The 24,605-nt window shown below is 74.1% G+C and carries 24 protein-coding genes; 14 read left to right on the plus strand and 10 right to left on the minus strand.

What is annotated here, in order from left to right; translation table 11 throughout:
- Window positions 1–30: 30 nt before the first annotated feature.
- Window positions 31–1,821, minus strand: coding sequence for a VanW family protein (locus tag MRBLML1_RS09180; protein ID WP_364515628.1), 1,791 nt, complete (start codon window positions 1,819–1,821; stop codon window positions 31–33).
- 106 nt (window positions 1,822–1,927) lie between these two features.
- On the opposite strand from MRBLML1_RS09180, the gene MRBLML1_RS09185 reads away from it, so the two are divergent.
- Complete coding sequence (locus MRBLML1_RS09185; protein WP_364514605.1) at window positions 1,928–2,431, plus strand: SRPBCC family protein; 504 nt, start codon at window positions 1,928–1,930, stop codon at window positions 2,429–2,431.
- Window positions 2,432–2,553: 122 nt separating this feature from the next.
- Window positions 2,554–3,969 (plus strand): M28 family metallopeptidase, encoded by a 1,416-nt coding sequence (locus MRBLML1_RS09190; RefSeq protein WP_364514607.1) that lies wholly within the window; start codon window positions 2,554–2,556, stop codon window positions 3,967–3,969.
- Window positions 3,970–3,979: 10 nt separating this feature from the next.
- Here MRBLML1_RS09190 and MRBLML1_RS09195 read toward each other — a convergent pair whose 3' ends face one another.
- Window positions 3,980–4,327 (minus strand): hypothetical protein, encoded by a 348-nt coding sequence (locus MRBLML1_RS09195; protein WP_364514610.1) that lies wholly within the window; start codon window positions 4,325–4,327, stop codon window positions 3,980–3,982.
- Window positions 4,328–4,340: 13 nt separating this feature from the next.
- The gene (gene mshB, locus MRBLML1_RS09200; RefSeq protein WP_364514612.1) at window positions 4,341–5,264 is read right to left on the minus strand and encodes an N-acetyl-1-D-myo-inositol-2-amino-2-deoxy-alpha-D-glucopyranoside deacetylase; all 924 of its coding nucleotides are present in this window, start codon (window positions 5,262–5,264) and stop codon (window positions 4,341–4,343) included.
- 25 nt (window positions 5,265–5,289) lie between these two features.
- Here mshB and MRBLML1_RS09205 point away from each other — a divergent pair, with 25 nt between their 5' ends.
- Complete coding sequence (locus MRBLML1_RS09205; RefSeq protein WP_364514615.1) at window positions 5,290–6,243, plus strand: hypothetical protein; 954 nt, start codon at window positions 5,290–5,292, stop codon at window positions 6,241–6,243.
- On the opposite strand, the gene MRBLML1_RS09210 is transcribed toward MRBLML1_RS09205, so the two are convergent.
- The gene (locus tag MRBLML1_RS09210; RefSeq protein ID WP_364514618.1) at window positions 6,240–6,524 is read right to left on the minus strand and encodes a hypothetical protein; all 285 of its coding nucleotides are present in this window, start codon (window positions 6,522–6,524) and stop codon (window positions 6,240–6,242) included. The genes MRBLML1_RS09205 and MRBLML1_RS09210 overlap by 4 nt on opposite strands.
- Before the next feature lie 50 nt (window positions 6,525–6,574).
- Here MRBLML1_RS09210 and MRBLML1_RS09215 point away from each other — a divergent pair, with 50 nt between their 5' ends.
- From MRBLML1_RS09215 to MRBLML1_RS09265, 11 genes are all read left to right on the plus strand, one after another.
- A complete protein-coding gene (locus tag MRBLML1_RS09215; RefSeq protein ID WP_364514621.1) occupies window positions 6,575–7,615 on the plus strand; it encodes a hypothetical protein in 1,041 nt (346 codons plus the stop codon).
- Between the two features lie 52 nt (window positions 7,616–7,667).
- Window positions 7,668–8,741, plus strand: coding sequence for an acetamidase/formamidase family protein (locus MRBLML1_RS09220; protein ID WP_364514624.1), 1,074 nt, complete (start codon window positions 7,668–7,670; stop codon window positions 8,739–8,741).
- Window positions 8,738–9,886, plus strand: a complete 1,149-nt coding sequence (locus tag MRBLML1_RS09225) for an amidase (RefSeq protein ID WP_364514627.1) — start codon at window positions 8,738–8,740, stop codon at window positions 9,884–9,886. Before MRBLML1_RS09220 ends, MRBLML1_RS09225 begins: the two co-directional genes overlap by 4 nt.
- A gap of 69 nt (window positions 9,887–9,955) precedes the next feature.
- Window positions 9,956–10,471, plus strand: coding sequence for a 2-oxo-4-hydroxy-4-carboxy-5-ureidoimidazoline decarboxylase (gene uraD, locus MRBLML1_RS09230; protein WP_364514630.1), 516 nt, complete (start codon window positions 9,956–9,958; stop codon window positions 10,469–10,471).
- Entirely contained in the window at window positions 10,468–10,785 is a 318-nt protein-coding gene (gene uraH, locus MRBLML1_RS09235; RefSeq protein WP_364514633.1) for a hydroxyisourate hydrolase, read from the plus strand. Before uraD ends, uraH begins: the two co-directional genes overlap by 4 nt.
- The gene (gene pucL / locus MRBLML1_RS09240) at window positions 10,785–11,660 is read left to right on the plus strand and encodes a factor-independent urate hydroxylase (RefSeq protein WP_364514636.1); all 876 of its coding nucleotides are present in this window, start codon (window positions 10,785–10,787) and stop codon (window positions 11,658–11,660) included. Before uraH ends, pucL begins: the two co-directional genes overlap by 1 nt.
- Entirely contained in the window at window positions 11,657–12,967 is a 1,311-nt protein-coding gene (gene allB, locus MRBLML1_RS09245; RefSeq protein WP_364514639.1) for an allantoinase AllB, read from the plus strand. Before pucL ends, allB begins: the two co-directional genes overlap by 4 nt.
- Window positions 12,967–14,184 carry a pyridoxal-phosphate-dependent aminotransferase family protein gene (locus tag MRBLML1_RS09250; protein WP_364514642.1) on the plus strand — a complete coding sequence of 406 codons (1,218 nt, stop codon included), beginning with the start codon at window positions 12,967–12,969 and terminating at the stop codon, window positions 14,182–14,184. The genes allB and MRBLML1_RS09250 overlap by 1 nt, the downstream gene beginning before the upstream one ends.
- Entirely contained in the window at window positions 14,181–15,416 is a 1,236-nt protein-coding gene (locus MRBLML1_RS09255; protein WP_364514644.1) for an allantoate amidohydrolase, read from the plus strand. Before MRBLML1_RS09250 ends, MRBLML1_RS09255 begins: the two co-directional genes overlap by 4 nt.
- Window positions 15,413–16,219: a MurR/RpiR family transcriptional regulator gene (locus tag MRBLML1_RS09260; RefSeq protein ID WP_364514647.1), complete on the plus strand. Its 807-nt coding sequence runs from the start codon at window positions 15,413–15,415 to the stop codon at window positions 16,217–16,219. Before MRBLML1_RS09255 ends, MRBLML1_RS09260 begins: the two co-directional genes overlap by 4 nt.
- Window positions 16,216–16,686, plus strand: a complete 471-nt coding sequence (locus MRBLML1_RS09265; RefSeq protein ID WP_364514649.1) for a nucleoside deaminase — start codon at window positions 16,216–16,218, stop codon at window positions 16,684–16,686. Before MRBLML1_RS09260 ends, MRBLML1_RS09265 begins: the two co-directional genes overlap by 4 nt.
- Before the next feature lie 20 nt (window positions 16,687–16,706).
- On the opposite strand, the gene MRBLML1_RS09270 is transcribed toward MRBLML1_RS09265, so the two are convergent.
- The 6 genes from MRBLML1_RS09270 to MRBLML1_RS09295 form a co-directional block, all read right to left on the minus strand.
- Window positions 16,707–17,249 (minus strand): hypothetical protein, encoded by a 543-nt coding sequence (locus MRBLML1_RS09270; protein ID WP_364514652.1) that lies wholly within the window; start codon window positions 17,247–17,249, stop codon window positions 16,707–16,709.
- A gap of 19 nt (window positions 17,250–17,268) precedes the next feature.
- On the minus strand, window positions 17,269–19,296 hold the full coding sequence (locus MRBLML1_RS09275) for a transglutaminase domain-containing protein (protein WP_364514655.1): 2,028 nt from the start codon (window positions 19,294–19,296) through the stop codon (window positions 17,269–17,271).
- Between the two features lie 71 nt (window positions 19,297–19,367).
- Window positions 19,368–19,985 (minus strand): hypothetical protein, encoded by a 618-nt coding sequence (locus tag MRBLML1_RS09280; RefSeq protein ID WP_364514658.1) that lies wholly within the window; start codon window positions 19,983–19,985, stop codon window positions 19,368–19,370.
- An 86-nt stretch (window positions 19,986–20,071) separates the two neighbouring features.
- A complete protein-coding gene (gene xdhC / locus MRBLML1_RS09285) occupies window positions 20,072–20,884 on the minus strand; it encodes a xanthine dehydrogenase accessory protein XdhC (protein ID WP_364514660.1) in 813 nt (270 codons plus the stop codon).
- Window positions 20,884–23,148, minus strand: a complete 2,265-nt coding sequence (locus tag MRBLML1_RS09290) for a xanthine dehydrogenase molybdopterin binding subunit (RefSeq protein WP_364514662.1) — start codon at window positions 23,146–23,148, stop codon at window positions 20,884–20,886. The genes xdhC and MRBLML1_RS09290 overlap by 1 nt, the downstream gene beginning before the upstream one ends.
- Complete coding sequence (locus MRBLML1_RS09295) at window positions 23,145–24,524, minus strand: xanthine dehydrogenase small subunit (RefSeq protein ID WP_364514665.1); 1,380 nt, start codon at window positions 24,522–24,524, stop codon at window positions 23,145–23,147. The genes MRBLML1_RS09290 and MRBLML1_RS09295 overlap by 4 nt, the downstream gene beginning before the upstream one ends.
- Between the last annotated feature and the right edge of the window lie 81 nt (window positions 24,525–24,605).

Here is a 24,605-nt window from a genome sequence, read left to right on the forward strand (position 1 = left end):
ACCGGTGTCACCCCTCGGTCCGCGACCGGCTCAGTCGTCGCCCGGCTGCTGCTTCGGCGGCGGGCCGGGCTTCTTGCAGATCACCGTGTCGGCCGGCGTGTAGTTGGTGTGGAACTTCTCGGTGTGGTCGACGGTCGAGGAACCGTGCTTGCGGAAGATCCGGGTGACGTCGACCTGGAAGCCGGACGAGCCGGTGTGCGGCTCGCAGTCGGAGGTGGTCAGCGTGCGGGTGGCCGGACCGACGTACGCGTAGCGCTCGGAGGTCTTCGAGTCGATGTCCCAGACCTTGGTGGACCACATCTGCACGGTCACCGTGCCCTGGCGCGAGTAGCTGCTCGGCTCGACCCAGGCATGGATCAGCACACCGTGGTCGGTGTCGTTCTCGAAACGCAGGTCGACCGTCGGCCAGGCGACCGTGGCCTCGCGGCCGACCGGGTAGCGGTCGATGTAGAACGAGTGCGGCTTGTGCTGGATGTCCTTCAGGCCCGCGAAGAACATCGCGTTGAAGGTGGTGGTCGCCATCTGCGAGACGCCGCCGCCGAGGTCGAGCTTGAGGATGCCGTTGCTGATCACGTAGCCCTCGGTGAAGCCGTTCTCGGCGGTGCGCTCCCCCACGATCTTGTTGAGGGAGAACTCCTCGCCCGGCTTGAGCACCGTGCCGTCGATCAGCTTCGCCGCGCGGCCGATGTTGGTGTTGCGGTAGTCGGCGTGCGGGTAGTGCGTGGAGAACTCCGAGACCTTCTCGACGATCTTGAGGTTCGTGGCGTCCTCGGTCGTGAACGCCGCCTCCTTGACCTTCGCGTCGACCGTGCCGCTGCGCTTGCCGGCGGGCTGGGTGAGCAGGCCCTGGAAGACCTCGACCACCTGGGCCGGGTCGAACTCGACCCCCGGCTTGGCCGGCACCACGCGCGGCTTGCCCTTCACCAGGCGCACGGTCGCGTCGACCGGCTTACCGTCGGAGGTCGCGCTGGCGACCAGCTTGGTCACCACCGCCTGGTCGACGACCGGGACCAGGGCGCCGTTCTCGGGCTTCATCGACAGCGCGGCGGCGAACCTCGCCGGCGCCAGGACGACGTTGTTCTTGCCGAAGGCGAGGGTGACCGGGGCGGCCATCGCCGGCTCGGCGAAGGACTTCACGGCCTCCGCGACCTCGGCGGCGTCCACCTCGGGCTGGGCCTTGGTGACCTCCAGGGTCACCTCGTCGGTGCCGGACAGGAAGGCGTCGGCGAGCGTCTCGCGGGCGGCGTCGGCGTCGATCGCCTCACCGGCCACCGGCGGCACCGTCTCCACGCCCTGCGCGGTGAACCGGACCTGGCCGTCCTTCGGCGGCGTGCCGAGGCCCTTCGAGAGCGCGGTGAGCTGGGTGTCGAACCGGTCCTCGTCCACCCGGACGACGGCGTCGGTGTCCTCGCCGCCGGCGAAGTAGTCCCACTGCCGCTTCGGGCTCCAGCTCGCGCCGGCACCGGCGGCGTCCACCGAGGCGGCGTAGTCGATGCTCATCCCGATCGCGGACGGCTTCACGGTGGTGTCGTCCGCGGCGTCGCGGCCGGGGAGCGCGTGCTCCACCCGCACCTTGACCGGTGCGTCGGCGCGCGGGCCCAGCTCGCGCTCGAGCTCCTCGAGCGCGGCGGACCGGGTCATCCCCCCGACGTCGACGCCGGAGACCTTCGCACCCCGCGGGAGCTTGTCGCCCGCGACGGCGTGCGCGGCGGCGTACCCACCGACGACGAGCAGCAGGAGCACGACGACGACCGCGACGACGGCCTTGCCGCCGGGGCGTTCGCGCTTCTCGGAGCCGTCGCCCGAGATCCCTTGCCACATCGTCACGCGCGCCATCCTAAGGAGCCCTCCCGAATGCCCCGGAATCGCGGGTGGCCGGGACCGCGGATTCCCTAGGATGCGAGCACCCCCAGCCCAGGAGACCTTCGTGGCGTCCTTCGCACTGCAGCCTCTCGGCGAGAACCCGTTCGACGACGAGAACCCGCACTACTACGTCTTCACCCTGACCACCGCACGGCCGGCGGCCGAGGTCTGGGCGGACCTGCACGGCGAGCGGCCGCTGCGCTGGTGCAAGGGCCTGCACGAGGTGCGGTGGACCTCCCCCGAGCCGTTCGGTGTCGGCACCACCCGCACGGTCACCCTCGCCAACCGGGTGACGATCAACGAGCGCTACTTCCGGTGGGAGGAGGACCCCCAGCGCGGCTACGTCAACGCCTTCGTCGTCGAGTCCGCCACGGTGCCGCTCTTCCGGCGGCTCGCCGAGCGCTACACCGTGGTGCCGGGCCCGGGGTCGAGCACCTTCACCTGGGAGTTCGTCATCGAGCCGAACGGCCCGGTCACCGCCCAGCGGCTCGCCGCGCGGATGGTCGCGCACACCGTCGCGGGGCTGCGGCGCGACACCCTCGCGCACTTCGGCGCCGCCGACGCCTGACAGGGATTCCCTGCCAGCCCTTCCGCCGGAGGCCCCTCATCCGATAAGAATTTCCTGCCCGGGGACATCGGACGTCGATTCATTGCTGTCGTCGCACGCCCACCGGAAGGAAGTTTCTCGGGATGAACCACACTCCCCGTCGCCGTACGGCGGCGCTCGCCGTCGCATCGGCGATCTCCCTGCTCACCCTCTCCTCGCCGACCGCCGGGGCACAGGCGCCCACCGTGGCGGCCGCGGCGCCCGATGTACCGGTCGCCAACGTCCAGGCGCACCTGCAGAAGCTGCAGGACATCGCGACGGCCAACAACGGCAACCGGCGCGCCGGCAGCGCCGGCTACACCGCGTCGACGAGCTACGTGAAGAGCACCCTGGAGGCGGCCGGCTACACCGTCACCCTCCAGCGCTGCACGACCTGCGACTACCCCTCCGACAACGTCGTGGCCGACTGGCCGGGCGGCGACGCCAGCAAGACCTACATGTTCGGCGCCCACCTCGACAGCGTCTCGGCCGGACCGGGCATCAACGACAACGGCTCGGGCTCGGCGATCCTGCTGGAGAACGCGCTGCAGCTCGCCAAGGCGAACCCGACACTGACCGGGCACGTGCGCTTCGCGTGGTGGACCGACGAGGAGCAGGGCCTCAACGGCTCGGCCCACTACGTCAAGAGCCTCACCAGCGCGCAGCGCGGCCAGATCAAGGCCTACTACAACTTCGACATGGTCGCCTCCACCAACGGCGGCTACTTCATCAACCACATCACCACCGCCGCGGCGGCTCCGATGAAGGCCTACTGGGACTCCCTGGGCCTCCAGCCGGAGGAGAACGTCGAGGGCGCGGGCCGCTCCGACGACTACTCGTTCGAGAACTACGGCATCCCCACGTCCGGCTACGCGATGGGCGCGAGCGCCCGGAAGACCTCGGCGCAGGCGAGCAAGTGGGGCGGCACCGCCGGCTCGGCGTACGACCCCTGCTACCACTCGGCGTGCGACAAGTACCCCTCGAACATCAACGTCACCGGGCTCGACCGCTCCGCCGACGGCCTCGCCTACACGATCTGGCACACCGCGGTCGATGGCGGCGGTACGACGCCCGTCGGCGGCCCGCTCGCCAACGGCGGCTTCGAGTCAGGTGCGACGGCGTGGACCGGATCGGTCAGCCGGATCACCAACAGCACCGGCCGCCCCGCCCACACCGGCTCCTGGAAGCTCTGGCTCGGCAGCCACGGCACGACCACGAGCGAGGAGGTCTCCCAGTCCTTCGCCGTGCCGGCCGACGCCGCCAGCCCGACGTTGACCTACTGGATCCGCATCGACACCGCCGAGAGCGGGAGCACGGTCTACGACAAGGCGACGGTGCAGGTCAACGGCACCACGAAGCACTCCTACTCCAACGCCTCCACGCCGAAGTCGACCTGGTCGCAGAAGACGATCGACCTCAGCGCCTACAAGGGCACGACGATCACCCTGCGGCTCGCCGCGACGGAGGACTCCAGCCTCCAGACGAGCTTCGTCATCGACGACGTCGCCACCAGCTTCTGACGACGCGGGCTCAGGACTCGGCCTGGTCCGCCGGACCCCGGCGGACCAGGCCGACGAAGCCACCGGCCAGCACCAGCATCCCGACGACCAGGAGCGCGTAGCCGCGCGTGTCGGAGGCCACCAGGTAGTCCCCCTCCGCCCGGCGGGTGGTGCCCAGCCAGAGCACGACGACCCAGCCGAGCGCGAACGGCAGCCGGGCCCACCAGCCCGGCGGCAGCGCGACCAGGGCGGCGAGCGTGGTCGCCGTGCCCAGGACCAGGCCCCAGGTGTAGCCGTGCAGCAGGACGGTGCACACCGAGACCGCCGCACCGGCGAGGAGCGCGGGCACGACGAGCCCGCCGCGTGCCAGCAGCGTCATCGCGTCGTACCGGTCAGCCGGGGATGCCGGCAAACAGGTCGGTCTCCCACCCGTTGTCGCCGTCGGTGTCCCCGGCGACGCCCTTGACCAGGCGGTACTGCTCGCGCCCGAAGGCCTCCGCGCCCTGGTTGTTGGACAGCGCGAAGAAGGGCCCGTCGGTGGTGATCTGGGTGGCGTGCGCCCGCAGCGCGGCGAGCTTCTGCTCGACGTACGCGCTCGCGTCGACCTCGCACGAGATGTCCTCGTCGGGGCGGAACATCGGCGGCAGGTCGCCGTCGGGGTCCATGCCCTCGAAGGTCGTGGTGTCGCCGGACGCGCGGATCCGGCGCAGCCCCTCGCGGATGCGGCTCTCCGAGATGGCGCCCCAGTAGATCTTGTCGATCTCCCAGGCCTCCCCCAGATCCCGGCGGTACGACGGCGCGGCGGCCAGCTGAGCGCCGTACATCGCGACCCGGTGGGCCTGGATGTGGTCCGGGTGGCCGTAGCCGCCGAACTCGTCGTAGGTCACCAGCACCTGCGGGCGCACCTCGCGGATGATCTCCACCAGGTGGGTCGCGGCCTGGGTGAGGTCGGCGTGCCAGAAGGCGTTGTCGTGGATGTCGTCGGCGGCGATCGCGTGGCCGTCCTCGTGCCACTTCATCCCGGAGTCGCGGTAGGTGCCGAAGCCGCCCAGGAAGCGGTGGTCCGTCACGCCGAGCGCGGCCATCGCCGCGTCGAGCTCGCCGCGCCGGTGCTCGCCGAGCCGGTCCTCCTTGTCAGCGGCCAGGTGCTCCAGCTCGGGCACCAGGATCTCGCCCATCTCGCCCGCCGTGCAGGTGACGAGGGTGACCCCGCGACCCTCGGCGGCGTACCTGGCCATGGTCGCGCCCTGGCCGATCGACTCGTCGTCGGGGTGGGCGTGGACGAGCAGCAGACGGTGGGCCGCGGTTTCGCTCATGATCTGGAGCGTAATGATGAGTCCCATGACGCACACCCTCGGGCGGCGCGTGGTGCCCGCAGCCGCTCTCGCCCTGCTCGCCTCCGGGCTCGCCGGCTGCGGCCTGCTCGACGGCAGCTCACGGGTGGAGAAGGCGCTGGAGTACCTGCCCGCGGGCACCACCTCGGTCACCTTCGTCGACCGCGCGAAGGCAGGCGACGACTTCGGCACCGCCCTCACCGTGTGGGACCGCGCCATGGACGGGGCCGCCTTCGGCGACGACGACATCGAGTGGGAGGCCACCGGCACCGGCGAGGGCGGGCTGGCCCGCGTCTGGCGGATGAAGCGCGACCTCGACTTCGACGAGGTCGCCGAGGACCTCCTCGACGCGGGCTACGAGCGCAGCGGCCCCGACGACCGGCTGGTCTTCCACGCCGACCTCGAGAAGGCCGACCCGAACGGCCTCGTCGGCGGGCGCTACCCCGCCCAGCTGCTCGACATCGCCCTGGTGCCCGACGAGTCCGTCATCCTCACCGGCGGCGACGCCGAGGCGGCGGCGAGGGCGAGCACCGACGACGCCGACTCCCTCGCCGACGAAGGTGCCTTCGGCGACCTGCTCGACCGGGCCGAGGACCAGGACGACCTCGCGTACGCCGCCGTCTCCACCCAGCCGCTGTGCGGCGCGGGCGCCCGGACCAGCCCCGCGCAGGCCGAGGAGCTCTCCGGCGACCTCGGCACGCCGGACGCGATGGCGCTGTTCGTCCGTCCGGACCAACCGGTGGCCGCGGTCCGGCTGTTCGACGGCGACGGCGCCGAGGCGGACGAGAAGGCGCTCGCGGACTACCTGGAGGAGAGCGCGCCGCGGACCGGGTTCGACGCCGACCTCGACGTCTCCCGCGACGGTGACGTGGTCGAGGCCGAGGCGCCCTGGTCGGACCGGCAGCAGCTGGTCGCCGCCTGGGCGCGCGGCGAGGGCCCGTTCGCCTGCGCTGCGGGCTAGGGCCGATCCGGCCGCTTGACCCGCAGCGGCCGGTCCGGCAGCACCAACGGCTGCACCGGCGCGGGGCCGTCGTCGCTCTCGTCGTCCAGCCAGCCGTCGTACATCTCCACCAGCAGGTCGAGCTGGACCTCCGGGGCGTCGGTCACCACCGCCCACGGGTGGTCCTCGTCGTCGTCCTCGCCGGCCAGCCGCTCGCGGACGACCTCGGCCTGGTAGCCGCCGCGCACCAGCGCGAGCGCCGCCGAGCGCGCGTGCTCCTCGTCGAAGAAGATGCCCCTCACGGCTCCATTCTGACCCAGCCCCGCTCGGGGCGTCGGCTACGGTGACGGCCGTGGCCGGACTGCACCTGACCCGCACCGAGGAGAACGTCGCGGAGATCGACGCCCTCGCGGCGGCGCTCGCGGCCGACGGGGGCGGCCGGGTCGGCATCGACGGCATGGTCCCGGACCTGGTCCGCCGCCTGCGCCGCACATGGGCGCCCAGCCCGCGGCTGCTCGGCCGCAAGGTCACCGCGGCCTACACCTGGGACGCGCCCGACCGCCGGGACCCCACCTGGATGCCGCAGGGCATCACCACCTCGGCCGAGACCGGCTTCCGCGACCGGCACGGCCACGACGTGCTGGCGACGTCGTGGTACTCCAAGCAGGGCTCCGGCGCGCGGATCAGCGTCGTCGACGTGGCCCGCCGCCGCTACGGCCACGTCCTGCTGGTCACCCCGACGCTGAAGGACGGCGTGCCGGGGCTCCGCCCGCTCAAGGTGCACGCGGGCGGCATCGTGTGGCACGGCGACTACCTGCACGTCGGCGGCACCGGCAAGGGGCTCTACACCTGCCGGTGGGACGACCTGCTGCGGGTGCCGGCCGGCTCGTCGTACGAGACCTGGGGACACCGCTACGTGCTGCCGGTCCGCTTCATCTACCAGGGCGTGAGCGACGAGGGCACCGCGCGGCTGCGGTTCTCGTTCTTCACCATCGACCGCAGCCGGGGCGAGCCGGCGCTGGTGGTCGGCGAGTACGGCTCGCTCAAGCAGACCCGGCGCTTCGCGCGCTTCGAGATCGACCCGGCGACCGCGCTGCTGACCGGCGACACCGAGGGCCGCTACGTCCCGGAGATCGACGACCGCGGCCAGGCCCGGATGCAGGGCGTCGCCGTCGTCGACGGCCGGTTCTACGCGACCGCCTCGCGCACGCCGGTCTACCCCGGCTCGATGTACGTCGGCACGCCCGGCGGCTTCCGCGAGCACCGCTGGGCCACCCCGATCGGCCCCGAGGACCTGGTCTGGTGGCCGGAGACCGAGTCGCTGTGGTCGGTCACCGAGCACCCGCGCCGGCGCTGGATCTTCGGGATGCGCCGCTCCGGACTCGGTTCCTGACCCGAACCGGGACGTAACACGCCCGACGCATGCCGCTCCTAGGCTGCGCGGGGTGATCCTGCAGCCCGGGACCGGTCCGATCCGGTCGGCGACGTACCTGCCGGCCGAGCCCGGCACGGTGCACTGGGGCCGCCTGCCCTGCGCCGCCGACGCCCCGGTGCTGAGCGTCGACCCGGGCACGGAGGTCACCTTCGACACGGTCAGCCACGAGGGGATCCTGGAGGACCAGGGCCGCGACCCGCGCGCCTTCTTCCGCCGGCACGGCGTGCCGGCCGAGGAGGTGCTCGACGACGCGGTGGCGCTCGCGGCGTCCCCGCTGCCGCGCACGCTCGGGGTGGACGGGCCGCACGTCGTGTCCCGCCCGGTGCGGGTGCGCGGCGCCCGCGCCGGCGACCTGCTCGCGATGACCGTCGTGGAGACCCTCCCCCGGGTGCGGTACGGCGTCGTGTCCAACCGTCACGGCAAGGGCGCGCTGCCCGGCGAGCTGCCGGCCGACGGGCGCACGGTCTCGGTGTTCGCGGCGGTGACCGAGGACGGGACGCACGCCCGGCTCCCGCTGCGCGAGGGTGGCGAGCCGGTGGTGTCCTTCCCGCTGGCGCCGTTCCTCGGGATCATGGGCGTGGCGAGCGCGGCGTCCGAGCGCCCGCACTCGGTGCCTCCCGGACCATTCGGCGGCAACCTCGACATCAACCTGCTGACGGCCGGCGCCACCCTCTACCTGCCGGTCCAGGTCGACGGAGCGCTGGCCTACGTCGGCGACCCGCACTTCGCGCAGGGTGACGGCGAGGTCTCGCTGACCGCACTGGAGGCCTCCCTCCGTGCGACGGTCCGGCTCGACGTGGTCCCCCGGGAGGACGCCGTGCGCCGCTTCGGCGAGCTCGCCGGGCCGTTGGCGGAGACCGCCGAGCACCTCGTGCCGACCGGGCTCGACCCCGACCTCGACGTGGCGGTGCAGAACTGCGTGCGCGCGGCGATCGGGCTGCTCGGCGCCCGCTACGACATGGCGCCGCACCTGGCCTACGCCTACCTCAGCGCGGCCACCGACTTCGACATCTCCCAGGTCGTCGACGTGGTCAAGGGCGTGCACGCGCGGATCCGCAAGAGCGACTTCCCGGCCGGGCCGTGAGCCGCTGGGACGAGCGGGTCTGGCAGCTGCTCGGCGACCCGCTGCTGCACGGCAGCCCGACCGGTCCGCTGGCGGGTGAGAGCGTCGCCGTCAAGGACCTCTACGACGTCGCCGGGCTCTCCGTCGGCGCCGGCAACCCGGCGCGGCTGGCCGCCACCACCCCGGCCGACGCGGACGCTCCCGTCGTGGCCGCGCTGCTCGCCGCCGGGGCGTCGCTGCGCGGGATCGCCCAGACCGACGAGTTCGCCTACTCGCTGGCCGGCACCAACGCCCACCACGGGACGCCGCCGAATCCCGCGGCGCCGGGCCGGATCAGCGGCGGCTCCTCCTCGGGGTCGGCGGCGGCGGTGGCACTGGGCGAGGCCTCGATCGGCCTGGGCACCGACACGGGCGGCTCGATCCGGGTGCCGGCGGCGTACCAGGGGCTGTTCGGCATCCGCACCAGCCACGGCCTGGTGGCGCGCGACGGCGTGCTGCCGTTGGCGCCGAGCTTCGACGCCGTGGGCTGGCTGACCCGCGACGCGGACCTGCTCGCGCGGGTCGGCGCCGTCCTGGTGCCGGGCACCACGACCTCCGCCGATCGGCGCCTGGTGACCGTGCCCGCGCTGCTGGAGCTGGCCGACGTGGAGGTGGCCGCGGCGGTCGCCGGCTGGCAGCCGCGGACGCCGCGACCACGCACGTGGCCGGTGGACGAGCTCGCGAGCTGGCGCGACGCCTTCGTCACCCTCCAGGCGTGGGAGGCCTGGCAGGCGCACGGCGGGTGGCTGGCGGACCGCCTCGACACGCTGGGCGCCGACGTGCGGGCCCGCTTCGAGCGGGCCGGCGCGGTCGGCGAGGAGGAGGCGGCGACCGCCCGGGCCGTGGTCGTCGCCGCCCGGGAGACGATCCGCGCGCTCGTGGACGACCAGGTCCTCGTCCTGCCCGCGGCGCCCACGGTCGCCCCACTGCTCGGGGACGGGCTCGCCGCCCGGCTCCAGGCGACCCGGGAGGCGACCCTGGCGCTGACCTGCGTCGCCAGCATCGGCGGCCTCCCGGCCGTGACCGTCCCGCTGCGCACCTCCTCCGGGCTGCCCTGCGGGGTGTGCCTGCTCGCCGCCCCCGGACGCGACCACGACCTGCTGGACCTCGCGCGCGAATTGACCTGACTGAAACGATTGTTTCGATCTCGCTTCACAGGGAGGATCTAGTTTCAGAGCCCTGAGCGAGGAGGCCCCGTGCTGATCGAGGAGTTCAACGCCCTGCCGGAGGCGGAGGCGGCAGCGGCGCTGCGGGCCTGCGTCGCGATCGAGGGGTGGGTGAGCGCACTGGCCGGCGGACGGCCCCACGCCTCGGCCGAGAGCCTGCTCGCCGCCGCTCGCGCGCAGGTGGCGCGATGGACGCCCGCCGACGTCGAGGGAGCGCTCGCCGACCACCCGCGGATCGGGGAGCGCCCCGCCGGCACCGGTACGACGGCCGCGCACTCGCGCCGCGAGCAGCAGGGCGTGGACCCGGCCGACGCCGACCTCGCCACCCGGCTCGCCGCCGGCAACGCGGCCTACGAGCAGCGGTTCGGCCGGATCTACCTGGTCCGGGCCAAGGGCCGTGACGGGCACGAGCTGCTCGCCCTCCTGGACCAGCGGCTCGGCAACGACCCCGCCACCGAGCTCGAGGTGACCCGGCAGCAGCTCGGCGAGATCGCCCTGCTGCGGCTGGCCGACCTGGTGGACGCGGACGCGGAGGTGCTGCGATGAGCACGGCCTCCACCCACGTGCTCGACGCGGTGCTGGGCCGGCCCGCGGCGGGCGTCGGGGTCGTCCTCGGCTCCGCCTCCGGCGTACCGATCGAGGAGGCCGTGACCGACGCCGACGGCCGGGTCCGCTTCGCGGCCGAGCTCGCCGCGGGCGAGCACCGGCTGTCCTTCGCGACCGGGGCGTGGTTCGCCGCCCAGGACCGGGCGTCCTTCCACCCGCGGGTGGAGATCAGCTTCGGGGTGACCGACGGGGAGCACCACCACGTGGCGCTGCTCCTCAGCCCGTTCTCCTACACCACCTACCGGGGGTCGTGATGAGCGACTACGAGCTGTCCGGCCTCCAGCACGGCAAGGCCGAGTGCCGGCTGGTCACCGTCGAGCGCGGCACCGCCGGCCACGTCCTGCGCGACCTCACGGTGAGCACGCAGCTGCGCGGCGACTTCGCCGCGGCCTACACCGACGGCGACAACAGCCACGTGCACGCCACCGACACCCAGAAGAACACCGTCTTCGCGCTCGCCCGCGAGCACGGCGTGCGGACGACCGAGGACTTCCTGCTGGCCCTGGCCGGCCACTGGCGCGCGCAGGAGTGGGTCACCGGCAGCTGGTTCGCCGCCGAGCAGCACGCCTGGGACCGGCTGCCCGCCAACGACCACTCCTTCGCCCGTGGCGGCGGCGCGCACCGCACGGCCTGGGTGCAGACGTGGGGCGAGGAGACCCACGTCCTGGCGGGCGTGCGCGACCTGGTGCTCCTCAAGAGCACCGGCAGCGAGTTCCACGGCTTCCCCCGCGACCGCTACACCACGCTCGGCGAGACCCACGACCGGATCCTGGCGACCAGCGTCACCGCCACCTGGCGCTACGCCGACACGGGCGGCGACTGGGACGCTCGGCACGAGACCGTGCGCGACGCCCTCGTCGACGCCTTCGCGCGCACCCACAGCCTCGCGCTCCAGCAGACCATCCACGCCATGGGCGAGGCCGCGCTCGACGCCTGCCCCGAGGCCGTGGAGATCCGCATCTCCTGTCCCAACAAGCACCACTTCCTCGTCGACCTCACCCCCTTCGGGCTCGACAACCCCGGTGAGGTGTTCGTCGCCGCCGACCGGCCCTACGGGCTGATCTCCGCGACGATCTCCCGCGCCGGGGTCCCCGCGGCGCCGCAGGCGTGGGCCGGGATCGCCCCATGACCGCGACCGTCGCCGCGCGCCGGGTGCTCGTCGAGGGCGTCCTCGCGCCGGCCACCCTGCACCTCGCGGACGGCACCATCACCGCGATCGCCCCGTACGACGCCGGCGCCGCGCTGGTGCTGCCCGACACGTCGTACCTGCTGCCGGGGGTGGTGGACACCCACGTCCACGTCAACGAGCCCGGCCGCACGGAGTGGGAGGGCTTCGCGACCGCGACCCGGGCCGCGGCGCTCGGCGGGGTCACCACGCTCGTCGACATGCCGCTGAACTCCGTGCCGCCGACGACCACCGTCGAGGCCCTGGCGAGCAAGCGCTCGGCCGCTGCCACGCAGGCCGCGGTGGACGTCGGCTTCTGGGGCGGCGCGGTGCCCGACAGCCTGGGCGGCCTGGAACGGCTGTGGGAGGCGGGGGTGTTCGGCTTCAAGTGCTTCCTGTCCCCGAGCGGGGTGGAGGAGTTCCCCGCCCTCGACCCCGTCCAGCTGGGCGCCGCGCTGAAGGAGGTCGCCTCCTTCGGCGGTCTGCTCATCGTGCACGCCGAGGACGCCGCCGTGCTCGACGCGGCGCCGCACCCGCCGAGCCGGTCCTACGCCGACTTCCTGGTCAGCCGTCCCGACGAGGCCGAGCTGGCGGCGATCCGCCGGCTGCTCGACGGCGCCCGGGAGACAGGTTGCCGCGTGCACGTGCTGCACCTGTCGAGCGCGCGGGCGCTCGACCTGATCGCCGACGCCCGCGCCGAGGGACTGCCCGTGACGGTGGAGACCTGCCCGCACTACCTGTGCCTGGCGGCCGAGGAGATCCCCGACGCGGCCCCGGAGTTCAAGTGCTGCCCGCCCATCCGCGACGAGGGCAACCGGTCCGCGCTGTGGGAGGGCCTCGCCGACGGCGTGATCGACGTGGTGGTGAGCGACCACTCCCCCACGACGCCGGCGATGAAGGGAGCCGGCGGCGACCTCCAGCAGGCCTGGGGCGGGATCGCCGGACTGCAGGTGGGCTTCGCCGCCGTCGCCGACGAGGCGCTGCGCCGCGGCCACGGCCTGGAGCGGGTTGCCGCCTGGATGGCCACCGGCACCGCGGACCTCGTCGGGCTCGCCGCGAAGGGCCGGATCGCGGTCGGTGCGGACGCCGACCTGGTCGCCTACGACACCGCCGTGCCGCTGTCGGTGGACGCGAGCCGGCTCGCGCACCGCAACCCCGGCTCGGCGTACGACGGCCGGAGGCTCGCGGGCTCGGTCACCCACACCCTGCTCCGCGGGGAGCCGGTCGAGGAGGGCACGCGACGTGGCGTGCTGCTGGAGAGGACGACCTGATGGACGAGATCGCACCACCGCCGCGCCTGCTGATGGGCCCCGGCCCGATCAGCGTCGACCCGCGGGTGCTGCGGGCGATGGCGGCACCCCTGGTGGGCCAGTTCGACCCGTTCATGACCGCCACCATGAACGAGGTGATGGCGCTCTATCGCGAGGTCTTCGACACCGGCAACGAGCAGACCTTCGTGGTCGACGGCACCGCCCGGGCCGGCATCGAGGCGGCGCTGGTGTCGCTGGTCGAGCCCGGCGACCGGGTGCTGGTGCCGGTGTTCGGGCGCTTCGGGCACCTGCTCACCGAGATCGCCACCCGCTGCGGCGCCGAGGTGCACACCGTCGAGGTGCCCTGGGGCCAGGTCGTCGACCCCGGGCGGGTCGAGGCCGCGATCCGCGAGGTCCGGCCGAAGGTGCTGGCCTGCGTGCAGGGCGACACTTCCACCACCATGTGCCAGCCGCTGGCCGAGATCGGCGCGCTGTGCCGCGAGCACGACGTCCTGTTCTACTGCGACGCCACCGCCTCGCTGGGCGGCAACGAGTTCCGCGCCGACGCCTGGCACCTCGACATCGCCACCGCCGGGCTGCAGAAGTGCCTCGGCGGGCCGTCCGGGTCCGCGCCGATCACGCTGTCACCGCGCGCGGTGGACGTGATCCGCGGCCGCCGCCACGTCGAGCAGGGCATCCGCGAGGACGGCGACGAGCCCACCGGGCGGGTGATCGCGTCCAACTACCTCGACCTCGCCATGGTCATGGACTACTGGGGTCCGCGCCGGCTCAACCACCACACCGAGGCCACCTCGATGCTGTACGCCGCCCGCGAGTGCGCCCGCCTGCTCGGCGCCGAGGGGCTCGACCACGCCGTGGCCCGGCACGAGGTGCACGGCCGGGCGATGCTGCGGGGCGTGCAGGGCCTCGGCCTCGGCGTCTTCGGCGACCTCGCGCACAAGATGAACAACGTCGTGGCGGTCGAGATCCCCGAGCAGCTCGGCGCGGCCGGCGGGGACGCCGTCCGCGCACGTCTGCTGGACGACTTCGCCATCGAGATCGGCACCTCCTTCGGCCCGCTGCACGGCAAGGTCTGGCGGATCGGCACGATGGGCCACAACGCCCGCAAGGACGCGGTGCTGACGACGCTGGCGGCCCTGGAGCAGGTGCTGCGGGCGGCCGGCGTACGGGTGCCGGCGGGCGGGGGCGTCGCCGCCGCCCAGGAGGTCTACGCATGACGAGCGCCGCGGTCGTGCTGGCCCGCTGTGCCGAGCTCGCCACCGTCTCCGCCTCGCCGACCTGGCTGGAGCGCACCCACCTCACGCCCGAGCACCGGCGGGCCAACGCCCTCGCGGGCGCGTGGATGGAGGAGGCCGGGCTGCGGGTGTGGCAGGACGCCGCCGGCAACATCTGCGGCCGGCGCGAGGGCCGCACGCCCGGTCTGCCCGCGCTGCTGCTCGGCTCCCACCTCGACACCGTGCCGGACGCCGGTGCCTACGACGGGATGCTCGGCGTGCTCATGGCGATCGCCGTCGCCGAGCGGCTGAGCGAGAGGGCGCTGCCCTTCGCCCTGGAGGTGATCGGCTTCGGCGACGAGGAGGGTGCCCGCTTCGGCAAGGCGCTGCTCGGCAGCCAGGCCGTGGCGGGCTCGTGGGACGAGCACTGGTGGAGCCTGCGCGACCGCGACGACATCAGCCTGCTGGAGGCGTTCGAGGCGTTCGGGCTCGACCCGCGGCGGGTGGGCGAGGCCGCCCGCCGGCCCGAGGAGCTGGCCGGTTACCTGGAGGCACACATCGAGCAGGGTCCCTACCTCGAGGCGGCCGACGCCTCGCTCGGCTACGTCACCACCATCGCGGGCGCCCGCCGGTTCCGGCTGACGGTGACCGGCGAGGCGCGCCACGCCGGCGGCACGCCGTACGAGCGCCGGCGGGACGCGCTGCTGGGCGCCGCCGAGATGGTCGTCGCCGTCGAGCGGCTGGCTCGCGCGGCCGGCACCATCGCGACCGTCGGCCGGATCGAGGTGCAGCCAGGTGCGGTCAACGTGATCGCCGGCCGGGCCGACCTCACCCTCGACCTGCGGGCCGCGACCGACGCCGAGCGCGACCGGTCCTGGCAGGAGATCGAGCGCGCCCTGCTCACCGTCTGCGAGACCCGCGACCTGCACCTCGACGTGGTCGAGACGCACCGGGCCGCGGCCGCGCACTGTGCCGACGGGCTCACCGAGGCGGTCGTCGCCGGGATCCGCGCGAGCGGGGACGACCGACCGCGCGGGCTGTGGAGCCGCGCCGGGCACGACGCGATGGCGATGGCCGAGGTCACCGACGTCGCGATGCTCTTCGTGCGCTGCCACGACGGCATCAGCCACCACCCCGAGGAGTCCGTGCGTGAGATCGACGTCGCTCGGGGGCTCGACGCCTTCGAGCAGGCGGTGCTCGAGGTCGCCCGGCGCACGGCGGTGGCACCGGCATGAGGATCGACGAGCGGATCGCCGCCCACCACGACTCGCTGACACCCCAGGAGCGGCGGGCGGCGGCGACGCTGCTGGAGCACCTGGACGACCTGGCGACGTACCGTGCGGCGGAGCTGGCCGACCTCGCCGGGGTCTCCCGGGCGACCATGAGCCGGCTGTTCCGCAGCCTGGGCTTCGAGGACTTCGACGAGGTGCGCGAGCACCTGCGCGGCCTGCGCGGCACCGGCGAGCCGCGCCGCGTCGACGGTGCCCCGGACGTCGAGACCCTGGCCGCCGCCGAGCACGCCTCGATCGTGCGGGCGCTGGAGCACCCGCGCCTGCCGGAGGTGGCCGGCCTCCTCGCGCTCGCCCAGCGGGTCCTCGTCGTGGGCTGGCGCAACAGCTATCCCGTCGCGCTGCACCTGCGCGGACAGCTCGCCCAGGCCCGCGACGACGTACGGATCGCGCCGGTGCCGGGCCAGACCACCGGCGAGGAGCTGGTCGGACTGGGCGCCGACGACGTGATCGTGGTGGTCGCCTTCCGGCGCCGGCCCGCCCACCTCGGCGCCTTCCTCGACGCCGCCCGCGCGACCGGGGCGAGCGTGGTGCTCATCGGCGACCCGAGCGCCGTCGCCCACGCCTCGCGGGCGAGCGTGTGGGTCGAGTGCCCCCTGCAGCACACGCTGGCCTTCGACAGCTATGCCGCGCCGATGGCGTTGGTGAGCCTGCTCGCCGACGGCGTGCTGGCGACCCACCGGCGACGCGGCCCGGCGCGGGTGCGCGCCATCACCGAGACCTACGAGCGACTGGGAGAAGTCGAGTGAGCGACGACAGCACCTGGCTGGGCCGGGCCGTCGACCTGGCGAGTGCCAACGTGGCCGACGGAGGCGGGCCCTTCGGCGCGGTGATCGTGCGCGACGACGCCCTGCTGGCCACCGGGCAGAACCGGGTCACCCGCGACCTGGACCCCACCGCCCACGCCGAGGTGGTGGCGATCCGGGCGGCCTGCCGGGAGGCCGGCGACTTCAGCCTCGCGGGGTGCACGCTCTACACCTCCTGCGAGCCCTGCCCGCTGTGCCTGTCCTCGGCCCTGTGGGCCCGTCTCGACCGGGTCGTCTACGCCGCCGACCGCGAGGACGCCGCCCGCGGCGGGTTCGACGACCGCGCCTTCTACGAGCTCTTCGAGCGACCCCGCTCGGAGTGGTCGATGGCGATCGAGAACCTCCGCCTCGACTCCTCCGCCCACCCCTTCGACACCTGGCTCGCGAACGGGGCCCGGACGGCCTACTGACGCACCGCCCCGGCGTGCCCTCAGGCCAGGACGGCGACCGTGACGACCGTGACCAGCAGCACGACCAGCAGGCCGATCGCGAAGCCCACGCCCAGCAGCGCTCCGTAGCCGACCCGGCGCACGCGCACCCCCGCCTGTCGGGCCGCGGCGAGGAAGGCCGGTCCGCCCTGCCGAGCGAACGCGGAGGCATCGGCCGCGACGTTGCCGGCGCGCGCGGCGGTCCCGGCCACCCGGAGACCCTCGGCCCCGGCGAGGTGGGCCGCAGTGCCGGCTATGCCGAGCGCCGGGCCGATCACCGGTCCGATCGGGCGGGCCAGCACCACATGCGACCGGCCGGCCGCGGTCACGGTGATCCGCTGGGCGGCCGAGGAGACCGTCACCTGGTGGACCGGGACCCGGAAGACGTCGACGTGGCCGGCCGGCCCCTGTCCTGGCGCGAGCAGCGCGACCACGCCGTCCTCGACGACCAGCCGGACGGGCACGGCGCCGCCGGCACCCGGCGGCGTCCAGTACCCCTGGAAGGCGCCGCGTGCCTGCCAGCGCGCGGCGTACGGACTGCTCATCATCGCCTCCGGATCGGCATCAGCGGGTGGCGTACCGGCTGAGGTAGGCGTCGGACATCCAGTCGTCGCGCTCCGAGCGCAGCGCGTTGCCGGTGAACCCGGAGTCCCGGATCATCAGGTACCGCGTGCCCGTCGCTGACGTCCACGCGCCGCGTGGGTCGTTCCACGTCACGTCCACCGCGCGCCAGCTGCCGCCGGTCCGCACCTTGTTCCACGCGTGCCCGCCGCCGTCGGCGAGCTCGCCGGTGACCACGACGGTCTCGAGACCGGCCTCCTCGGCGACCGCCTGGAAGGCATAGGCATAGCTCATGCACACGCCGCGGCGGTCCACCAGGATGCCGTGGGTCTCCCAGGCGTAGCGGAACCTCGCGGGAATGTCCGAGCGGTACTCCCCCTTCGACGAGTCGAGCGCGTCGTGGTCGTAGTCGGCGCGGTCGACCAGGTAGCGGTTGAGAGCGCTGACCTTCTCGGCCACGCTCATCCCGCCCGTGACCACCTCCGCGACCGCCGCCTCGGCGGCGTCCGCGACGGCCTTCTGGTGCGCCCGCTTCTCGGCGAGGGAGAACGCCGACTGCACGTGGATGACACCGCCGTCGATGGAGAAGCGGTCGAAGTACGCGACGGCGTAGGGGTTCTGGTAGACGGCCTCGTCCAGGGCGTCGCCGACCTCGGGAAGACCCGGGCGCTCGGCGAGATCGGAGACGTCGATCGCGGTGGAGCCCGCGATCAGCTGCCCGGCGATGAACCTCGTCAGCTCGTTGCTGCCGAAGACCGGGTAGTCGGGCGGCGGCAGCTCGGGGCTCGGCTGCTGCGGCGCGTCCACGTCGATCACGACCTCGGTGTCGAGCAGCCCGGCGGCCGGGTAGTCCCGCTTCGCCCTCTCGTTGAACGCTGCGACCGCCGCGTCGATGTCGTCGACCGCGGCGACGGGGACGCGCACGGGGTCCACCAGTCGGGTCCCCTGCCCGCGCAACGGCACCACCCAGCTGGCCCCCTGGCGGCGTACCTCCTGGCGATCGACGAAGGCGCCGGTCGCCCGGGTCGATCCGTCGACGGAGACGAAGAGGAAGCGGCTCGGCAGCGCCGCCAGCCCGCTGCCCGCGAGGTCGGCGCCCGCGTCCCACTTCCGGTCCGAGCGCACGGGAAGGGTCTCCAGGCCGGTGAAGCCGATCGGCGTCATGACCGACGCCTTCCGGTCGGCGACGGCGATCACGCCGAGACGGGCATCGACCTTCCGGGACGTCAGCCGGGGCAGCGAGGCCATCAGCGAGGCGTCCACGGTGGTCAGCCTCATCGCGTCGTTCTGCGTGCACGCGGCGCGGTGGCAGCGCGCCGTGGCGGCCGACGACCAGGTCGGCTCGGTGGTGCGCCCGACGACACGGACGGTGTCATCGAGGCTGTCGCGACGCTGCTGCAGGACCACCAGGTACTCGCTCGCGCCCTCGACCGGCGACCACTCCAGCAGCGCGTCGCCGTCGGCGCTCACCGACGAGGAGACCTGGGCCGGCGCGGGCGTCGCGGCCGCGAAGTCGACCTGGGTGACGAGCGGGCGCGGCCGCTTGGTCCCGTCGGGGGTGAGGTGCTGGACGACGTAGACATGGGGGCTGAGGTTCCAGTAGGTGCCCAGGTCGGCAAGCGTCCCCTTGACCTGTCCGCCCTCGCGCGTGACGTGGGTGCGACGGACCTTCACCGGCATGAGGGCGAGGCGCGGGTCCGAGGCGGGCGCGGCCGGGTCCGGCAGGAGGGAGAACGGCACGGGCCGGGTGAGGGCCGCGTCGGCGTAGACCTCGATCACCCCGGGGGCTCCCCGCCAGGGATCGGAGACGTCGGCGTCGTAGGTCGCCGGGATCGTCAGGTCGTCGTCGGTCCCGACGCCGGTCACGACGCTCGTGTAGTCGTAGCCGGGCACGGCCTCCTCGACGTCAGCGGTCGTGGGCAGCTCGGACCGTCCCTCGCCGAGCAGCTTCTCCCGGACCTCGTCGGCCTTGCTAGGCCGCTCCTCGGGAGCCTCGTCGCCGCCCAGGACCAGCACGGAGACGACGCCCACGACGAGGATCAGTGCCAGGGCGAGCGACCCTCCGACCGCCAGCCACGGGAAAGGGCGGCGCGGACCTGTCCTCACGGGGCGCCCAGCCCGGACGGCGACGGGCTCTGCAGCGTGGGCGCGGTGATGCTCGGGGCGGGCTCGTCGCCGCGCCCGGGCAGGACGTCCGAGCAGGCCTCGGCGACGGCGGCCTGGGTGCGGGGGATCTCGGCCCGCTGCGCGGTGACCTCCGCCGGGATCGCGCTGTCGGGGTACTCACCCCGAGCCACCGCGTCGTCCACCGACTGCTTCCACGCGGCCAGCGCGCGGTAGTAGGACACGACGGCCGCGGACTCCTTCTCCACGAGTCCGCCGACCTCGTCGTCGGTGATGTCGGCGAGCGCGGCGTCGTACATCTCCTGGAGCTTGTCGGGGTCGAACTCGGTGGCCGACCACAGCTCGCTGCTCAGCACCACGTCGGCGTAGACCTGGCACGACGCCTCGTGGGCGCCGCCGGCCTTGTCGTCCGGCTTCTCCGACCCCTCGTTCACGAACAGCGCGACGAGGCCGATGACCATGAGGACCACGACGAGCCCGGCCCCGAGCAGCGCGAGCGTCAGCCCGGTACGACGCCGCGGCGGGGGCGGGCCCACGGGTGCCGGCCAGCCCTGGGGGTACGGCGGCGGCGCGGGCGGTGGCGGGGGCTGGCTCATCAGGGGGTGGTTCCTCACGTTCGGCGGGCGCGCTCGCAGTCTTGGCGAGCCGTCTCAGGCCAGGAACCTAGCCACTGCCCGAGGATTCAAACGCGCGCGGTCGTCACACCGAGCAGCTCTACGGCCACCGACAGCGCGATCGCGGCGGGCTGCTTGCCGGCCAGGCCGGTGACGGCGGGATCGCCGATCGGTGTGCGCACCCGGTCGATCGCTTCCGGCCGGTGCCCGAGCTCGGCGAGCCGGGCGCGGAAGCGGGTCCACTTGGCGGAGGAGCCGATCACCCCCACCGACCCCGGTACGCCGGAGCGGAGCAGCGCGTCGAGCAGGGCAAGGTCCTCGGCGTGGTCGTGGGTGAGGACCAACGCCTGCACGCCGGCGGGGAGCGCGGCGATCGCCAGCTCCGGCAGGACCGGCTCGCGGTGCACCCGTACGACGGCCGGGCCGCTCAGCAGGGGCGCGAGCCGGTCGTCGCCGAGCTGGTCGGCGCGCGAGTCGACGAGGTGGAGGTCGAGGTCGTGCCGGCTCAGCAGCAGGGCCAGCTCGAATCCCACGTGGCCGAGCCCGAACACCGCGATCGCCGGACGCACGGGCTGGGGCTCGTACAGCAGCGTCACCCGGCCGCCGCAGCACTGCACGCCGTGCTCGGCGGGCGCCCTGTCGGACAGGTCGTGCCGCTCGGTCACCGCGGCGGTGGCGCCCTCGCCCAGCAGGGCCCGCGCCCGTCGTACGGCGGACTCCTCGAGGTTGCCGCCACCCACGCTTCCCCAGACCTCGTCGGCGCCCACGACCAGCTTCGCGCCGGCCTCGCGGGGGGCGTGGCCGGCCACCTCGGCGACCGTGACGAGCACCGCCGGTGCGCGGTTCGCGCGCAGGTGCTGCAGCGCCCGGAGCCAGTCCATCAGCCTCGTGCCTCCTCGACGGCCCACCACACGGCCTCCGGCGTCGCGGGCGAGGGCAGGTCGACGACGTGGCCGGCCGGGCCGAACGCCGCGACGGCCTCGCGGATCGCCTCGCGCACCGAGAACGCCAGCATCAACGGCGGCTCTCCGACGGCCTTCGAGCCGTAGACGACGCCGTCCTCACCGGCCTGCTCCAGCAGCGCGATCCGCATCGTGCCGGGCAGCTCCGACAGGCTCGGGATCTTGTACGTCGACGCGGACGCCGTCGCCAGGCGGCCGCGCGTCGCGCCGTCCGATTGGTCCCAGCGCAGGTCCTCCAGGGTCAGCCAGCCCATGCCCTGCACGAAGCCGCCCTCCACCTGCCCGATGTCGATCATCGGCGAGAGGCTGTCGCCGACGTCGTGGACGATGTCGACCCGGGTGACGTCGTAGGCCCCGGTGAAGCCGTCGACCTCGACCTCGGCGGCGGCGACGCCGTAGGCGAAGTACTTGAACGGGCTGCCGCGCATCGCGGCGGCGTCCCAGCTGAGTCCCTCGGTGCGGTAGAAGCCGGCGGCCCACAGCTGCACCCGATCGAGGTACGCCGCCCGGACGACCTCCTCCCAGGACGCTCCCTCGCCGAGCCGCTCCCGCACCGGCGCCAGCCGGGCGAGGACCTGGTCGCAGGCGTCCTTGACCGCGGCGCCGTTGAGGTCGGCTCCCGAGCTGGCCGCGGTCGCGGAGGTGTTGGGCACCTTGTCGGTGCGGGTGGGCGCGAGCCGCACCCGCTCGATCGGCAGCCCCAGCGCGGTCGCGGCGACCTGCAGCATCTTCGTGTGCAGGCCCTGCCCCATCTCGGTGCCGCCGTGGTTGACGAGCACGGAGCCGTCCTTGTAGACGTGCACGAGCGCGCCGGCCTGGTTGAAGGCGGTGAAGTTGAAGGAGATGCCGAACTTCACCGGCGTGATCGCCAGGCCCCGCTTGCGGTGCGGGTCCCCGGCGTTGGCGGCGGTGACCGCGGCCCGGCGGGCGGCGAAGTCGGAGGAGTCGAGGACCTGCTGCCAGGCGCGGTGCAGCCGCTCGGCGTGGCGCACCGGCTGGCCGTACGGCGTGGCCTGGCCCTCGACGTAGAGGTTCCGCCGCCGCAGCTCCTCGGCGGGCAGCCCGAGCAGGGGTGCGCACCGGCCGAGGATGTCCTCGATGACGAGCATCCCCTGCGGACCGCCGAAGCCCCGGAAGGCGGTCTGCGAGGTCTTGTGGGTCCGCGCGATCCGGCCCGCGACGGCGAGGTGCGGGATCCAGTAGGCGTTGTCGACGTGGCACAGCGCCCGGGAGAGCACCGGCTCGGAGAGGTCGAGGCTCCAGCCGCCGTCGGCGGTGAGCGTGGCCTCGAGCGCCTGGATCCTGCCGTCGTCGTCGAAGCCGGCCCTCCACACCGCGTGGAAGCCGTGCCGCTTGCCGGTCATCGCCATGTCCTGCTGCCGGGTGAGCCGCACCCGCACCGGCCGCCCGGTCAGCCGGGCCCCGAGCGCCGCCACCGCGGCGAAGCCGTGCGGCTGCATCTCCTTGCCGCCGAAGCCGCCGCCCATCCGCAGGCACTGCACGGTGACCTGGTGGCTGTCGAGGCCCAGCACGTGCGCCACGATCTCCTGGGTCTCGGTGGGGTGCTGGGTGCTGCACTGGACGAACACCTGGCCGTCGTCCTCCACCAGGGCCAGCGAGGCGTGCGTCTCCAGGTAGAAGTGCTCCTGACCGGCCATCTCGAGCTCGCCCTCGACGACCCGGGTGGACGCGGCGAAGCCGTCGTCGACCGATCCCCGCTGCAGCCGCGGCCGGGCCCCCTGGAAGCTCCCCTGCGCGATCGCCTCGGTCAGCGTGAGCACCGACGGCAGCGGCTCCCAGGACACGGAGACGGCGGCGGCCCCGAGCCGGGCGGCCTCGAGGGTCTCCCCCAGCACCCAGGCCACCGCGTGCCCGTGGAACATCGCCTCGCCGGGGAACAGCGGCTCGTCGTGCTTCACCCCGGCGTCGTTGACGCCCGGCACGTCGGCGGCCGTCAGCACCCGCACCACCCCCGGGACGTCGTACGCCGGCCGGGGGTCGAGCGCGACGACCCGGGCGTGGGCGTGCGGAGACGCCACCGGGTGCGCGTGCAGCAGGCCGGGCGTGCGCAGCGCGACGTCGTCGGTGTAGAGGGCGCGCCCGGTGACGTGCAGCGCCGCGGCCTCGTGCGGCCTCGCCCGGCCGACGTCGGCGTGGGCGGGGCGGCGGGCCAGGCCGCTCATCGTCCGGCCACCAGTCGGGGCAGGGCCTGGCCGAGCATGGCCCGCCGGTAGGCGGCACTGGCGCGGTGGTCGTCGATCGGCGTCCCGGTCGCGGCCAACGCCTCGGCGGCGGGCGCGACGCCGGCGGTCGTCCAGGCGGCGCCGGTGAGCAGGTCCTCGGCCGCGGTGGCGCGCAGCGGTGTCGCCGCCACCCCGCCGAGGCCGATCGCCGCCCGCGTCACCACGCCGTCGTCCACCTCCGCCGCGAAGGCGAGCGCCACCGAGGAGATGTCGTCGAAGCGGCGCTTGGCGATCTTGTGGAAGGCGGTGGTGCCGGCGAGCGGGAGCGGCACCCGCACTCGGCCGATCAGCTCGCCGGGCGCGCGCACGCTCTCGCGATAGCCGGTGAAGTAGTCGGTGAGCGCGACCTCGCGCTCCCCCGTGACCGAGACCAGCACGACGGTGGCGTCGAGCGCGAGCAGTGCGGGCGCCAGGTCCCCGATCGGCGAGCCGGTGCCGAGGTTGCCGCCGATGGTCGCGCCGTTGCGGATCAGCCGCGAGGCGAACTGCGGGAACACCGCGTCCAGCAAGGGGATCCGGCCCGCCATCAGACGCTCGACCTCGGTGAGGGTCAGCGCCGCACCGATCTCCACCGCGCTCTCCTCCACGTCGAGCGAGCGCAGCTCGGGCAGCCGGTCGATCGCGACGCGCAGCGCCGGGCGGGTGCCGCGCAGGTTGGCCTCGACGCCGAGGTCGGTCGAGCCGGCGACGGCGACCGCGCCGGGCTCGCCGAGCGCGGCGAGCGCCTCGTCGAGCGAGGCGGGGCGGAGCCAGCGGTCGGCGCGACGCGGGACCTGGGGCGGCGCAGGGGCCGTCGTACGGGCGGCGAGGGGGTCGTCGGCGGCCGGCGTCCCGAGCGCCTGGGCCGCCTCCAGGATCGGACGGTATCCCGTGCAGCGGCACAGGTTGCCCGACAGCGCGTGGTGGTCGAACGACGTGCGCCCGGGCCGGTAGTACTCCGCGGCCATGCTGCACACGAAGCCGGGCGTGCAGAAGCCGCACTGCGAGCCGCCGCGCACGGCCAGCTCCTCCTGCACCGGGTGCAGGCCCTCGGCCGTGCCGAGTCCTTCGGCCGTGACGACCTCCTGACCGGCCAGTGCGGCGGCCGGGAGGAGGCAGGCGTTGAGGGCGGTCCACTCCGTGGCGGTGCCGGTGCCGGGCCGCGCCAGCAGGACCGAGCAGGCGCCGCACTCTCCCTCCGCGCAGCCCTCCTTCGCACCGGTCAGGCCGCTGGCACGCAGCCAGTCCAGCGCGTTGTCCTCGGCCCGGACGCCCGCCAGCGAGCGCGCGGAGCCGTTGACGACGGCGGTCGGTTCGAGGTCCGGAGAGGTGCTCATCACCGCCACCGTAGGCCTGCTCACCGGCCTTCCGGGAGCGTCCGCGCGGAATTAACGAGGTGGAAACCGAGCGACCCGCCC

The organism is Nocardioides sp. LML1-1-1.1 (assembly GCF_040676175.1).
Classification (GTDB): Bacteria; Actinomycetota; Actinomycetes; order Propionibacteriales; family Nocardioidaceae; genus Nocardioides.

Bases quoted from the DNA above. Each gene is read 5' to 3' on its own strand.
- MRBLML1_RS09250 (WP_364514642.1), top strand. From the start codon at position 12,967: ATGGACGAGATCGCACCACCGCCGCGCCTGCTGATGGGCCCCGGCCCG.
- MRBLML1_RS09255 (WP_364514644.1), top strand. From the start codon at position 14,181: ATGACGAGCGCCGCGGTCGTGCTGGCCCGCTGTGCCGAGCTCGCCACC.
- MRBLML1_RS09195 (WP_364514610.1), bottom strand. From the start codon at position 4,327: ATGACGCTGCTGGCACGCGGCGGGCTCGTCGTGCCCGCGCTCCTCGCC.
- MRBLML1_RS09260 (WP_364514647.1), top strand. From the start codon at position 15,413: ATGAGGATCGACGAGCGGATCGCCGCCCACCACGACTCGCTGACACCC.
- MRBLML1_RS09205 (WP_364514615.1), top strand. From the start codon at position 5,290: ATGACGCACACCCTCGGGCGGCGCGTGGTGCCCGCAGCCGCTCTCGCC.
- allB (WP_364514639.1), top strand. From the start codon at position 11,657: ATGACCGCGACCGTCGCCGCGCGCCGGGTGCTCGTCGAGGGCGTCCTC.
- MRBLML1_RS09280 (WP_364514658.1), bottom strand. From the start codon at position 19,985: ATGAGCCAGCCCCCGCCACCGCCCGCGCCGCCGCCGTACCCCCAGGGC.
- MRBLML1_RS09290 (WP_364514662.1), bottom strand. From the start codon at position 23,148: ATGAGCGGCCTGGCCCGCCGCCCCGCCCACGCCGACGTCGGCCGGGCG.
- pucL (WP_364514636.1), top strand. From the start codon at position 10,785: ATGAGCGACTACGAGCTGTCCGGCCTCCAGCACGGCAAGGCCGAGTGC.
- uraH (WP_364514633.1), top strand. From the start codon at position 10,468: ATGAGCACGGCCTCCACCCACGTGCTCGACGCGGTGCTGGGCCGGCCC.
- MRBLML1_RS09295 (WP_364514665.1), bottom strand. From the start codon at position 24,524: ATGAGCACCTCTCCGGACCTCGAACCGACCGCCGTCGTCAACGGCTCC.
- mshB (WP_364514612.1), bottom strand. From the start codon at position 5,264: ATGAGCGAAACCGCGGCCCACCGTCTGCTGCTCGTCCACGCCCACCCC.
- MRBLML1_RS09190 (WP_364514607.1), top strand. From the start codon at position 2,554: ATGAACCACACTCCCCGTCGCCGTACGGCGGCGCTCGCCGTCGCATCG.
- MRBLML1_RS09180 (WP_364515628.1), bottom strand. From the start codon at position 1,821: ATGTGGCAAGGGATCTCGGGCGACGGCTCCGAGAAGCGCGAACGCCCC.
- MRBLML1_RS09270 (WP_364514652.1), bottom strand. From the start codon at position 17,249: ATGAGCAGTCCGTACGCCGCGCGCTGGCAGGCACGCGGCGCCTTCCAG.
- xdhC (WP_364514660.1), bottom strand. From the start codon at position 20,884: ATGGACTGGCTCCGGGCGCTGCAGCACCTGCGCGCGAACCGCGCACCG.